Source organism: Acidimicrobiales bacterium (genome assembly GCA_036273495.1).
In the GTDB taxonomy this organism is placed as follows: domain Bacteria; phylum Actinomycetota; class Acidimicrobiia; order Acidimicrobiales; family JAJPHE01; genus DASSEU01.
In genome coordinates this window covers 1-11,820 of sequence record DASUHN010000379.1, presented here as the reverse complement: position 1 = coordinate 11,820, position 11,820 = coordinate 1, and the positions used below count along the sequence as shown (strand labels likewise).

The following is an 11,820-nucleotide window of genomic DNA, read 5'->3' as shown; positions in this document are numbered from 1 at the left end:
GGTCGTCGTAGTGCCACACGTCGCACCAGTCCCCGGCGTCGTCCTCCACCCAGCCCACCGCCCCGGAGCCCCCGGCCCCGTCGCCCACGAAGCGGATCTTCTGGCGCACTATGCGGGGGGCCCGGTCGGAGAACCGGGCCGGGACCCGGGAGGTCCACAGGTCGGGGGGCTCGACGACGTGGTCGTCCACCGAGATGATCCGGGGGATGTCCTGCATTACGGCCTCCCTCCCGGGCCCGGGGGCCCGCTCCGTCGAACTACCGGGTGGCCACCGTCTCGGTGTCCCGGCCCGATCTCAGCACCGTCCCGGCCAGCGCACCGGTCGGTGCTCCGTCGACGGCGGCCTCCACCCCGTTCACGAGCACCCGCACGACGCCGGCCGACCCCGACGTCAGGCGCATGCTCCCCCCCGGGAGGTCGTGCACCCGCCGGGCGGGACCGCTGTCGACGGTGTCGGGGTCCAGGACGACGACGTCGGCCCGGAACCCCTCGGCCACCCGCCCGCGCCCGCGCAGCCCGAACACCCGGGCCGGCACGTCGGTGATCAGCTCCACCGCCCGCTCGAGCGGGACGAGCCGGCGGCCCCGCAGCGTGTCGGCCAGGAACCGGGTCGGGTAGGGGGAGCCCAGCATCCGGTCGAGGTGGGCGCCGGCGTCCGACCCGCCGAGCAGCACGTCGGGGTGCTCCCACAACCGGGCCCGGAAGCGCCAGTCCTCGTCACTGTCGGCCGCGGGCAACGGCCACAGCACGGTCTTGAAATCGTCGGCGGCGGCGATCTCGACCAGGCACGCGAACGGGTCCAATCCCCTCTCGGCGGCTATCTCCTCCACCAGCCGGCCCTCGAGCGCGGCGTTCCCGGGCGCCACCGTGTCCCCGATGCGGTACCGGCCGAACTCCGCCAGCTGGGCGAACTGGGAGCGGCGGGCCCGGTCGAGCATGTCGGCGCGGACCTGCGGGTCCCGCAGGCGGGGCGCCTTCTCCGCCGGGGGAAGACGCAGCACCTCCTCCCAGCCCGGAATCAGCCAAAGGGCGCAGAACGTGCCGAGGCTCATGTTCATCTCGGCGGAAACGGGCATGGTCAGCGCCAGCACCCGCCCGCCGAGGCGCCGGGCGTGCTCGGACGGCCGCAGCTGGCGCTCGACCCACGCGTCGTCACCGGCGGCGGCGTTCAGCACGTTCCAGTTGACCGGCCGGCGGCCCGCCGCGCTCATCCGGGCCAGCAGCTCGGTCTCCTCGTCGGTGAAGCCCTTGAGGCACCCTTCGACGATGGCCTCGAGGGTGGTGCCCTCGTGGCGCCCGACCAGGCCGCACAGCTCGAGGAGCTCCTGCTCGGTCGCCACCCGGCTGGCGACCGGGTTCCCATCGCCGTCGGAATGCGTCGACGAGCGCGACGTCGACAGACCGAGGCCGCCCGCCTCCAGCGCCTCTTCGAGCACGCGGGCCATGGCGGCCATCTCGGCGTCCGTGGCCGTCCGCTCCACGGCCGCCTCTCCCATCACGTAACGGCGCAGGGCGCAGTGCCCCACGAGGAAGCCGGCGTTGACCCCGATGCGCCCGTCGAGGGCGTCCAGGAAGTCGGCGAAGCTCTCCCACTTCCAGTCGGCCCCGTTCTGCAGGGCTTCGAGCGGCATGCCCTCGACGCGGGCCATCATCCGCATCGTGTAGTCGGCGTCGGCGCTGCGCAGCGGCGCCAGAGTGAAGCCGCAGTTTCCGCCGATCACCGAGGTGACCCCGTGGTTGACCGACGGCGTGGCAAAGCCGTCCCAGTGCAACTGGGCGTCGTAGTGGGTGTGGGGGTCGACGAAACCGGGCGTCACGAGCAGGCCGGCGGCATCCAGGACCTGCCGCGCCGGCTCGTCGACGCGTCCGACCGTCACGATGCGCCCGTCCCTGACGCCGACGTCAGCGACGCGCGCCGGGGCGCCCGTGCCGTCCACGACGGAGCCCCCGGTGATCGCGTAGTCGAGCATCTGAATTGACCCGGAACGCCCGGGCCGGGATCAACGTAGCAGTACCTGACAGTCGCGTCTACGGGCCGGTGCGGCCCCTCAGCGGCCGCTACTGGGGCGGGGTGGCGTGCTTGGACATCGTCCACGCCGGCGGTCGCCGCTCGAGGAACGACGTGATCCCCTCGCGTGCATCGGGCTGGGCCGCCAGCCACGCGAAGGTGGCCCGCTCGACGGCCCGGGCCTCGGCGCGCCGGGACGAGGCGAGCTGCTCGTAGAACAGGCGCTTGGTGGCCCCGACCGACGCCGGAGCGGTGTTGCGGGCAATGTCGCGGGCCAGCTCCATGGTCGCCTCCAGCACCTGGGCGGCGGGCACGGCCCGCGAGACCAAGCCCATGTCGGCGGCCTCGGCGCCGGTGAACGTCCGCCCCGTGACCAGCAGCTCCAGGGCGCGTGACGCGCCGATGGCCCGGCTCAGCAACCAGATCGAGTTGGCCTCGGGGATCAGCCCCCGCCGGGTGAACACGAAGCCGAGCTTGGCGTCCTCCGCGGCGATCCGGATGTCCCACTGCAGCGGGTAGGTGAGACCGAGCCCGACGGCGGCGCCGTTGATCGCGGCGAGGACCGGGGTGGCCATCTCCCAGGGGGACATGTCGGAGATCGGCGGGCCGAGCTCCTCCTCGGCGGGGGCCCCGGCCCGGAAGGTGCTGCGCTCGTCGTCGAGGGCCGCTCCCGCGCAGAACGCCCGGCCGGCGCCGGTGACGACGATGGCCCGCACCTCGTCGGAGGCCTCCAGATTGGTGAAGGCGTGCCCCATCTCCCGCCCCATCCGGGGGGTGAAGGCGTTGAGCTGCTCCGGACGGTCGAGGGTGACCAGCGCCACCCCGTCGGCCACGTCGACCCGGATCGTGCGGTAGGCGTGGTCGGCCATGTCGAGACGGGTTTATCAGGTTCCGGTACCCTGCGCCGGCGTCTACCGGAGCGGGGCATGGCCGAGCTCAAATTCCTGCACATCGACGACTTCCCCGCCCTCGAGGTGAAGGCCCAGCTGCACGGGGACCGGCGGGCGGCCGTGCATCTCCGCTTCCTCGAGAGCACGCCGACCCGGGTCTTCAACTACTGCCGCTACGACCCCGGGATGACCATCGAGGTGCACGGCCACGCCAGCGACCACGCCATCTTCATCGTGAAGGGGGGCCTGGCCGTCGGAGACGTCGAATGCACCCCCGGGATGCTCGTGGTTCTCGAGAAGGGGGCGGTGTTCGGTCCGTTGGTGGCCGGGCCCGAGGGCACGGAGCTCCTGGAGTTCTACGCCGGAGACCACACCCCCGTCCCGGCGGACCCGGACGGGTTTGCCCGGCTGCTCGGGGAGCGGGGCATCACGCCCACCTCGCCTCGCGACGTCCCGCCCGGGAAGGGCTGATGGAGCTGTGGGAGCTGGAGGCGCGTGAGTCCATCCGCGACCTCGTCACCCGCTACAACTCGAACGGGGACACCGGACGGTTTGCCCAGGTGCTCGAGCTGTTTGCCCCCGACGCCATCATGGAGATCGTCGGCGCCGACGGCGTGACCACCCCGTACCGGGGGAAGGAGGAGATCGCCACCATCTTCACCGGCACCCGGCAGCGCTGGGCGGCGTCGGCCGAGAGCCGCGGGGCTCCGGCCTACATCCGCCACTGCGTCTTCACCCACCAGGTGGACGTGCTCGATCCCACCCACGCACGCGGGCGCTGCTACTTCCAGGTGCTCATGGCCCACGGGCTCGACCATTGGGGCCGCTACGTCGACGAGTACGAGCGGTACGAGAGCCGCTGGCTGTTCTCCCTCCGGCGGGTGACGACCGACGGGCGGGCATCGGACCGACCGGGCTGAGCGGCCGTCACCTCGGGTCGGGCTCGACGCCCCCGATGGCCTTGGTCACCGAACCGGTCTCCTCCCGGAGCCGGGCGGCCACCTCCGGGACGTCACGGCCGCGGAGCGGGGCGCGGAACCCGAAGAGCGTGACGGCCAGCACCACCCGCCCGTCGCCGCCGAAGACCGGAGCCGCCACCAGGCTGAGGTCGTACGACGCCGACTGCTCGAGCTCCAGGAGGATGTACTCCTCGTGGCCGAGCTCGTCGACGACGCCCGGGAGGGAGCGGTCCGGCATCCGCGCCGCCTGCAGCCGGGCCCGGCTGGCCGAGTCGAGCCCGAGCGAGAAGCCGCGGCGGCGCACGGTGAGGATGGCCTCCCGGTAGCGCGCCAGCTCGCGGTCGGCGGCGTCGGGTCCCAGCCGGCGCAGCCAGGCGTCGATCTCCGCCGGATCCGACCAGGCCATGAACACGGTGCCCAGCGGCGGGACGAGGGGAATGCGCCCACCCAGCTCGACGGTGACGCCCAGGGGGTCGGTGCGCCCGGCCCGGGCCAGCATGACCATCTCCCCCCCGTAGGCGGCGCTGGCCACGCACTGCACGTCGAGCTCGTCGGCCAGGCGGGCCATGGGCGCCCGCGCCTCCTCCACCACGTCGTACTGGCGCGCCGCCGCCGCGTTGCCGACCGAGATCAGGGCCGGGCCCAGGCTGTAGGTCTTGTCGACGGGATGACGGAGGAGGTAGCCGGCCTCGGTGAGGGCGCCCACCTGGGCGTGGGCCGTGGCCTTGCTGATCCCGAGGCGGCGGCACAGCTCGGACAGGCCGAAGCGCTCGCGGGGCCGGGACGCCAGGAAATTCAGGAGGGCCACGGTCCGCTCCGTGCCCGGATTGGGGCGCGCCATCTCATCCCTCCACGGAGTTGGCCACCGGTGCCCCGAACACGCCGGCCAGGATGTCGTGGCCCTCGTCCCCGGGATGGATCCCGTCGGCCAGGAGGGCGGCGTCGAGCACCTCCCGGCCCGACACCAGGTACGTGGCGGCGTCGCCGCCGGCGACGCGGGCCAGTGCGGCGTCCTCGATGGCGGCGCGCAGGTCCTCCAGGGTGGCGCCGAGGCGGTTGGCGGTCGCTTCGGCGTCGGGCCGCAGCACCGGGCTGGTGACCACGATCGGGGTGTGGGGATGGCCCTGGCGGAGGACGTCGAGGAAGGCGGCCGCACCGGCGTGCACCATGCCGGCGCTATGCGGGGTCCGGCTCCAGCAGTTGGTGCCGTAGCTCACCGAGATCACGTCGGCGCCGACCGCCGCCAGCTGCTCGGCGGTGGGGATCTCCCCCCGGGCGGCGCCGGCGTAGCCGACGTTCACGACGTCGAGCCCGTAGCGCCGGCCCGCCACCGCCGGCCAGGCCCGGGCCGGCGCCGAAGCCACCCAGCCCTCGACGATCGAGTCCCCGTAGGCCAGCCACCGCGGCTGGGGGGCCGCCGCCTCCACGGCGCCGTCGACGCCTTCGACTCCGAGCACGACCGGATGCATCCCCTCGGGCAGGTACACGATCGTGCGCCGGCCCGGCCCCGCCGCCCGGATCTGCACGTCACCGGCGCCCAGCGCCGCCGGCTGCCGGTCGATGCGCTCCTCACCGTCCCACGCCTCGAAGGTGGTTCCCGCCCCTGGGCCGCGGTAGCCGAGATCTCCGGTGGTGGTCTCGTAGCCGATCCGGACCAGGGACGCCGTTCCGGTGAGCTCGATGCGGACCCCGACCGGTGTCCGGGCGGCGGCACCCGTGTCGGCCGGGAGCCGGTCGAGGTCGGCCGGATCGGCGCGGGGATAGGGCACACCGGGTCCCCCCGCCCAGGCGAGGCCGCGCAGGAACGGCGCCGGGTTCACGACACCATCACGCCGACCTTCTCCAGCCGGGGGATCACCTCGGTCCCCAACAGCTCGATGGTGCGCATCACCGACTCGTGGGAGAGGTAGCCGAACTGGACGTAGCAGATCAGCTGGTCGACCCCGAGCTCGGCGTAGCGGACCATCTTCTCGAAGCACTGGTCGGGGTCGCCGACGATGATCATGTCCGCCTCGCTGAACGAACGGGGATCGAAGCTCCCCTCCATGCTCTGGCGCAGCAGGGGGAAGGCCTGGTCCTTCTGCTCCTCGGAGAAGTGGGGCAGCTCCCACTCGAGGGTGAACTCGGCCAGGTTCTTGTACCACCACCACACCGAGTCCCAGATGCCGTTGGCCTCGCACTGCGCCATGGTCTCGGCGCAGTGCACGAGGGTGTAGGCGGCCACCTTGTTGGTGGTGACCCGGGTGAGAGGCGTCGGGTCGGCCGCCGCCTTGCGGTACTCGGCGATGTGGCGGGCCATGCGGTCGAGGGGCTGCATGATCGAGAACGACAGGAGGCCGAGCCCGAGGCTGCCGGCCACGGCGGCGCTGCCGTCGCTGGTGGCCGCCATCCAGCACGGCGGGTGGGGGTCCTGGACCGGCTTGGGGGTCACCATCCGCCGGGGGAAGTCCAGGTACCGGCCGTGGAACTCGAAGTACTCCTCCTCCCACATCCGCACGACGGCCTCGATGGCCTCCTGCCACTGCTCCCGGCTGTGGTCGCGGTCCACGCCGAAGGCGGTCTGCTCCATCGGGGTCGACCGGCCTGTCCCCCACTCGACCCGGCCCCCGGAGAGGATGTCGACGGTCGCCACCTTCTCCGCCACCCGCATCGGGGGGGTGAAGGCGTGGGGCATGAGGGTCACCCCGAAGCCGAGCCGGAGGTTCTCGGTGCACTGGGACAGGGCGCCGAGGACCACCTCGGGCGCCGGGGAGTGGGACCGGCCCTCCCGGAAGTGGTGCTCGACGTGCCAGGTCGTGTGGAACCCGAAGCGGTCGGCCAGCCGGATCTGCTCGAACGCCTCCCGGTAGGCGGTCTGCTCGGCCTGCCGCTGGCCGTAGGGGTGGGTTCCGGCCCACGGCTTCGGAACGTCGATCTCGTAGAGCAGGTCGAGCTTCATCCCGCCTCCGTTCGTCATTTCGAACGCATGGTTCACATGCAGAACCACGGTAGCCCCGGGGCGGGGGCGCCGCGGGCGCTTCCCGCAGGGGCCGGGCCCCCGGCCCGGCGCCGCCTACTGTCCGCGGGCGGTGGCCGCGACCGACGACTCCCGGGCCGAGTTCGCGGGCCGGGTCGCGCTGGTGACCGGGGCCGGGGCGGGCATCGGTCGGGCCGTCTGCCGCCGCCTGGCCGCCGGGGGGGCCACGGTCGTGCCGACGGACCGACACGTCGGGCGTCTTCGCGAGGTGGCGGACGAGCTGGCGGACCTTCGCCCAGGGGCGGTGGGGATGGCGGCCCCGCTCGACATCGAGCACCGGGCCGACTTCGACCGGGTCTTCGCCGAGGTGGAGGCCACCTGCGGGGGGCTGGACCTCTACGTCTGGAACGCCGCCCTCAACCTGCAGCAGCCGATCTTCGAGCACGACCCCGAGCTGTTCGACCGGATCCTGTACGCCAACGTGAACAACTGCTGGTACTCGTGCAACGGGGCGGTGCAGTCCATGCGCCGGCGGGGCGGGGGGAGCATCGTGATGGTCGGCTCGGTGGCACCGGACGTCGTGGCCACCGTGCGGGAGCCCCCGTACGCCATCTCCAAGGCGGCGGGGCGGGCGCTGATGCTGGGCATCGCCAAGGCGGGCGGGCCGCTCAACGTCCGGTGCAACGAGGTGGTCATGGGACTGGTGACCGGCACCCGCTTCGTCGACTCCCGGCCGGAGCAGGCCGAGGCCATGCGGTCCGACGTGCCCCTCGGCCGGCACGCCACTGTCGAGGACATCGCCGAGGCGGTGGCCTTCCTCGCCTCGGACCGGGCGGCCTTCGTCACCGGGGAGTCGTTGAACGTGAGCGGGGGCTGGTACCTGCGCCTGTGACCCACGGTCACAGGCGGGGCAGGACCTCGCTCTCGAACAGCCGGAGGCTCTCCCACGCCAGGTCCGGCGGCGTGCCCCCGACGAGGGGATGCAGCATGGCGAACCCGAACGGACCCTTCTCCCGGAGCTCCCCCACCATCTCGTCGGGGGTCAGGACCCGGTACTGACCGGTCCGCCGGAGGGCCTCGGCGTCGCTCGTCGGTTCGTAGCCGCCTTCGGCGCCGAAGCCGGCGTCCTGCATCCACCGGCCGTAGGCGTTCATCTCGTGCAGGAAGAACGGAGCGTGGGCCTTCCAGCCGGCCCCGGCGTCGCGGGCCAGACAGGTCACGCTGGTGTCCCCTCCGAAGAACGGACCGGGATCGGGTCGGCCCAGCTTGAGCATCTCGTCGCGGTACGGCTCCCAGAACTGGGCCGACGAGGGCATGAAGCCGTCGCCGAGCCGGGCCGCCCGGCGCGCCGCGGTCTCACTGGTCCCCCCCAGGACGATCTTCGGCCCACCCTCCTGGTGGGGCCGGGGCGTGACCCGGACGGTACGCCCCCGGTACTCGAAGGGCTCTCCGGTCCAGGCCTTCCGGAGCACCTCCACGGCCTCGACGGTCCGCCGCACCCGCTCCCCGAGGGGCACCCCGAACATCTCGAACTCGCCGGCCACGTAGCCGTTGACGAGGATGAGGTCGAGGCGGCCGCCGCTGAGCAGGTCGACGATGGCCGCCTCCTCCGCCAGCCGGATCGGGTCGTGGAGCGGGGCCACGATGGCGGCGATGGTGAGGCGGGCGTTGCGGGTGCGGGCGGCGACGGCCGCGGCCATGGTGAGGGCGCTGGGCAGGTAGCCGTCCTCCGAGCCGTGGTGCTCGGACAGCGTGATCGCCACCGCCCCCAGCCCGTCGGCCCATTCCGCCATGTCGAGGGCGGCGGCGTAACGCTCGCTCATCGCGGTTCCGGCCACGGCCGGGTTGCGGAAGTCGAAGCGGAGTCCGAACAGGGCCACAGCCGGCCTCAGAACTGCATCAGCTCGACCCGGGTCCCGTCCGGGTCGGCGACGAACAGGAGGTACACGCCCTCCCCCTTGGTGCGGGTCGGCTCGACCACCGTCCCGCCGCACTCCTCGAGCCGGGCGGCGGCGGCGTCCAGGTCGGCCACGACGAACGACAGATGGGTGATCCCCAACTGGTTGCGCGTGCTGGCCGGCCGGCCGGTGACCGCCGGGGACGAGTAGTGGAGCAGCTCGACCGAGAGACCCGCGCGGCGGATGAACTGCGAGGTCAGCACCACGTCGCCGGGCACCTCGAGGGTGTCGGCGAACTCGTTGCCGATGGCGTGGCGCTCGGCGGGGCTGAAGCCCAGCCCGTCGCAGTAGAAGCGCAGGGACCGCTCCAGGTCGGACACGCAGATCCCGATGTGCGACACCGTGAGGCCGGCGGGCTCGGGGGTCAAGTTCGTCCCGTCTCCTCGGGCAGCTCGTACAGGAGGTGGTGGCTGAGGTCCCCCACCAGGTCGACGATCATATGGCGGGAGGTGAAGCGCCACCCGGTGCCGCCGAGCTCGAAGCCGTCGCGGTAGCGGCCCGCTATCACCGGCTGCAGGGCCAGCTGGCCGGGAACGGCCTGCAGGACCGTGAAGTACGAGCGGGCCGTGGCCTTGCGCCCTCCCTCGTCCAGCTCGACGGCCAGGTTGGTCGTGACGTGCTTGGTCCTGGGGGTGCCGTCCTCGTACCGGCGCGTGGCGGCCGTGTACATGCCGAGGATGGCGTCGTAGCCGCGGTACACGGCGTCGTTGCCCTCGGCGCTGACCACCGCGTCACGCAGCAGATCGGCCACGCCCTCGAAATCCCCGGCGTCGATGCGGTCGGCGTAGGCGTAGACCAGGTTGCTGATGGCGCCGCGCTCGTCCACCGTGACCTACTCGAGGGTGACGGTCAGGTTGGGATCGAGGTGAGCCGCCCGACCGATCAGCTCCTCGGTGACCCCCGCCTTCATGACCACCGCGTCGTCGCTGCGGCCCCAGGCCCGACGGCCCTGCGGGTCCAGCAGGGCGAAGAGCGCCACCTCCGCGCCCTCCCGACCGTGCATGACCGTGTAGGCGTCGACCGTCACCGGGCCGGCATAGCCCAGCGCGGCGTCCCGCAGACGCATGGCGGGGGTGGCATCCTCCCAACGGAACGGACCCGGGGCGGGGTCGGTCGAGTACACGCCCATGGCGTGCTTGCTGATGAACCCCCCGTTGGCCGTGACCAGCCCCCGACTGCCCGGGTCGGCCCGCAGCACGCCGAGCATGCTCGCCACCGAGTGGGTCACGTAGTTGTTGAGCGGGCCCCCGGCAAAGGTCAGCCCACCGGTGACGGTCAGCTCGCGCTCCTCCCCCACCCCGGTGCCTGCAGCCGCGGCCTGGACCGCGGAGGGGAAGCAGCTGTACAGGTCGACATGGGCCACGTCGTCCGGGCCGACCCCGGCCAGAGCCCACAGGCGGCGGCCGGCGGAGGTCAGGGCGGGGTACTCGGCAAACGACCAGCGCCGGGTCACGAAGGCCTCCTCCCGGGCGTCGGTGCCGGCGTGCAGGAAGACCCAGCGGTCCCGGGGCACCCCGGCGGCGGCGGCCGCCTCGGCCGAGCAGATCACGACCGCCGCCGCCTGGTCGAGGTCCCAGTTCGAGTTCATGGCCTTGGTGTAGGGAAAGCCGACCATCCGGTTGTCCGGTGTCGGCTCCCGGATCTCGGCCGCCGTCATCGGGCGGCGGGACCAGGCGTAGGGGTTGGCCACCGCCACCCGGTTGAACCCCTCCCACATCCGGGCCAGCCGGTCGCGGTGGGCGTCGAGACTCTCGCCCCGGGCGTGGCGGATGGCGCTCTCGAACACGGGATAGAAGTGGATGGGAGCGGAGACGCCGGCGGCCCGCTCGAAGTCCTCACCCATACCGAGCTCCGAGCCGAGGAGCTCGTCCGGGGCCCCGTCGGCCTGCTCGGTCACCGGCGCCCGGATGCCCTGCTCCCGGAGCCGGCGCCGGGACCAGATGGTCTCCCCACCAACCAGCACGGCCCGGTCGAGCTTTCCGGCCGCGATCCGGCCGGCCAGGATGTTGAGCACGCTCTGGGGGGTGTTCCCCCCGTGGGCGGTGAGGGCGGTGCGGGCGTGCCGGGCGCCGATGCGCCCGGCCACGATGCGGGCGGGGTCCGTGTACCCCCACGCCCCCTGCACCGCGACGACCAGCTCGGCTCCGGCGGCGAGAGTCGGGGGGCCGCAGTCGGCGGCGGCGGCAGCGGCGGCTTCGCCCATCAGGGCCACCGGCTCGAGGGCGTCCTCCAGCCGGTCGGGCCGCTGGAGCATCTGGCCGGCTCCGACGACCACCGGGCTACGGGGATCGAACTGCGCAGGCACCGGCCGAGTGTAGGCGGCAGACTCTCGGCGGCCCGCTGCCACAACCCGGAGGTGTCAGATGCTGTCCCTGCAGGAGATCTCCGACCGCCTCGAGATCCAGGACCTGCTCGTCCGCTACAGCCACGCCGTCGACAGCCGCGACTGGGACGCCTTCGAGAAGGTCTTCACTGCCGACGCCGTCATCGACTACACGGAGATGGGCGGCCCCCGCGGCGGGGTGAAGGAGACCCGGGCGTTCCTCGAGTCGGCCATGCCGATGTTCTCCAGCTTCCAGCACATGATCGCCAACACCGTCCTCGAGCTCGACGGGGACACGGCCCGGGCCCGGACCATCTGCCACAACCCCATGGTCCTCGACCGCGGTGAGGGCCAGACCCACGTCTTCTTCTGCGGGCTCTGGTACCGGGACGTGCTGGCTCGGACCCCGGAGGGGTGGCGGATCAAGGACCGCTACGAGGAGCGCTCGTACTTCCACAACGCGCCCCCCGACGTGGCGGCGGCGGCCAGCTGAGGGCGGTGCCGGCGGGCTTGAGGGCCCCCGGGTAGACAGGATTATCATGTTTGGCGTGCCGGGCCCGGCCCGCGAACGATCGTGCAGATGCCGGAAACCACCAAGGGGGACCCCATGGCCAGACGACTCGACTTCCCGGTCTTCGACCTCGACAACCACCTGTACGAGACGACCGACGCCCTGACCAAGTTCCTGCCCGACGAGTACAAGGACGCCATCGACTACATCGAGTA

At 72.7% G+C, this 11,820-nt stretch carries 14 protein-coding genes; 4 read left to right on the top strand and 10 right to left on the bottom strand.

All coding sequences use genetic code 11. The annotated features are described in order from the left end of the window. The 3 genes from VFW24_16560 to VFW24_16550 all read right to left on the bottom strand — a co-directional run. Nucleotides 1–217, bottom strand: a 217-nt coding sequence (locus VFW24_16560) for an amidohydrolase (GenBank protein HEX5268382.1), incomplete at its 3' end; no start/stop codon positions are given. A gap of 40 nt (nt 218–257) precedes the next feature. After that, complete coding sequence (locus tag VFW24_16555) at nt 258–1,970, bottom strand: amidohydrolase family protein (protein ID HEX5268381.1); 1,713 nt, start codon at nt 1,968–1,970, stop codon at nt 258–260. Nucleotides 1,971–2,058: 88 nt separating this feature from the next. Next, the gene (locus VFW24_16550; GenBank protein ID HEX5268380.1) at nt 2,059–2,877 is read right to left on the bottom strand and encodes an enoyl-CoA hydratase-related protein; all 819 of its coding nucleotides are present in this window, start codon (nt 2,875–2,877) and stop codon (nt 2,059–2,061) included. Between the two features lie 57 nt (nt 2,878–2,934). Here VFW24_16550 and VFW24_16545 point away from each other — a divergent pair, with 57 nt between their 5' ends. Both VFW24_16545 and VFW24_16540 read left to right on the top strand, forming a co-directional pair. Continuing rightward, the gene (locus VFW24_16545) at nt 2,935–3,369 is read left to right on the top strand and encodes a hypothetical protein (protein HEX5268379.1); all 435 of its coding nucleotides are present in this window, start codon (nt 2,935–2,937) and stop codon (nt 3,367–3,369) included. After that, nucleotides 3,369–3,818 (top strand): nuclear transport factor 2 family protein, encoded by a 450-nt coding sequence (locus tag VFW24_16540; GenBank protein ID HEX5268378.1) that lies wholly within the window; start codon nt 3,369–3,371, stop codon nt 3,816–3,818. The genes VFW24_16545 and VFW24_16540 overlap by 1 nt, the downstream gene beginning before the upstream one ends. 7 nt (nt 3,819–3,825) lie before the next feature. On the opposite strand, the gene VFW24_16535 is transcribed toward VFW24_16540, so the two are convergent. From VFW24_16535 to VFW24_16525, 3 genes are read right to left on the bottom strand one after another with little or no spacing between them, the layout of a single operon-like run. Next, entirely contained in the window at nt 3,826–4,665 is an 840-nt protein-coding gene (locus VFW24_16535) for a helix-turn-helix domain-containing protein (GenBank protein ID HEX5268377.1), read from the bottom strand. Nucleotides 4,666–4,699: 34 nt separating this feature from the next. Continuing rightward, nucleotides 4,700–5,677 carry a GDSL-type esterase/lipase family protein gene (locus tag VFW24_16530; GenBank protein HEX5268376.1) on the bottom strand — a complete coding sequence of 326 codons (978 nt, stop codon included), beginning with the start codon at nt 5,675–5,677 and terminating at the stop codon, nt 4,700–4,702. Then, the gene (locus VFW24_16525) at nt 5,674–6,813 is read right to left on the bottom strand and encodes an LLM class flavin-dependent oxidoreductase (protein HEX5268375.1); all 1,140 of its coding nucleotides are present in this window, start codon (nt 6,811–6,813) and stop codon (nt 5,674–5,676) included. The genes VFW24_16530 and VFW24_16525 overlap by 4 nt, the downstream gene beginning before the upstream one ends. A 112-nt stretch (nt 6,814–6,925) precedes the next feature. Between VFW24_16525 and VFW24_16520 the strand changes: the two genes are divergently transcribed. Beyond that, nucleotides 6,926–7,705, top strand: coding sequence for an SDR family oxidoreductase (locus VFW24_16520; protein ID HEX5268374.1), 780 nt, complete (start codon nt 6,926–6,928; stop codon nt 7,703–7,705). Nucleotides 7,706–7,712: 7 nt separating this feature from the next. Here VFW24_16520 and VFW24_16515 read toward each other — a convergent pair whose 3' ends face one another. The 4 genes from VFW24_16515 to VFW24_16500 are packed head-to-tail and all read right to left on the bottom strand — an operon-like array spanning nt 7,713 to nt 11,076. Then, the gene (locus tag VFW24_16515) at nt 7,713–8,693 is read right to left on the bottom strand and encodes an LLM class flavin-dependent oxidoreductase (GenBank protein ID HEX5268373.1); all 981 of its coding nucleotides are present in this window, start codon (nt 8,691–8,693) and stop codon (nt 7,713–7,715) included. A gap of 8 nt (nt 8,694–8,701) precedes the next feature. Beyond that, entirely contained in the window at nt 8,702–9,139 is a 438-nt protein-coding gene (locus tag VFW24_16510) for a VOC family protein (protein HEX5268372.1), read from the bottom strand. Next, nucleotides 9,136–9,597: a nuclear transport factor 2 family protein gene (locus VFW24_16505; protein HEX5268371.1), complete on the bottom strand. Its 462-nt coding sequence runs from the start codon at nt 9,595–9,597 to the stop codon at nt 9,136–9,138. Before VFW24_16505 ends, VFW24_16510 begins: the two co-directional genes overlap by 4 nt. Before the next feature lie 6 nt (nt 9,598–9,603). After that, nucleotides 9,604–11,076 carry a hypothetical protein gene (locus tag VFW24_16500; protein HEX5268370.1) on the bottom strand — a complete coding sequence of 491 codons (1,473 nt, stop codon included), beginning with the start codon at nt 11,074–11,076 and terminating at the stop codon, nt 9,604–9,606. Between the two features lie 58 nt (nt 11,077–11,134). Between VFW24_16500 and VFW24_16495 the strand changes: the two genes are divergently transcribed. Continuing rightward, the gene (locus VFW24_16495; protein ID HEX5268369.1) at nt 11,135–11,587 is read left to right on the top strand and encodes a nuclear transport factor 2 family protein; all 453 of its coding nucleotides are present in this window, start codon (nt 11,135–11,137) and stop codon (nt 11,585–11,587) included. The last annotated feature ends 233 nt before the right edge of the window (nt 11,588–11,820 follow it).

Excerpts from the sequence above, each read along its gene's own strand:
- VFW24_16550 (HEX5268380.1), bottom strand. The coding sequence starts at position 2,877 with ATGGCCGACCACGCCTACCGCACGATCCGGGTCGACGTGGCCGACGGG.
- VFW24_16555 (HEX5268381.1), bottom strand. The coding sequence starts at position 1,970 with ATGCTCGACTACGCGATCACCGGGGGCTCCGTCGTGGACGGCACGGGC.
- VFW24_16495 (HEX5268369.1), top strand. The coding sequence starts at position 11,135 with ATGCTGTCCCTGCAGGAGATCTCCGACCGCCTCGAGATCCAGGACCTG.
- VFW24_16545 (HEX5268379.1), top strand. The coding sequence starts at position 2,935 with ATGGCCGAGCTCAAATTCCTGCACATCGACGACTTCCCCGCCCTCGAG.
- VFW24_16525 (HEX5268375.1), bottom strand. The coding sequence starts at position 6,813 with ATGACGAACGGAGGCGGGATGAAGCTCGACCTGCTCTACGAGATCGAC.
- VFW24_16540 (HEX5268378.1), top strand. The coding sequence starts at position 3,369 with ATGGAGCTGTGGGAGCTGGAGGCGCGTGAGTCCATCCGCGACCTCGTC.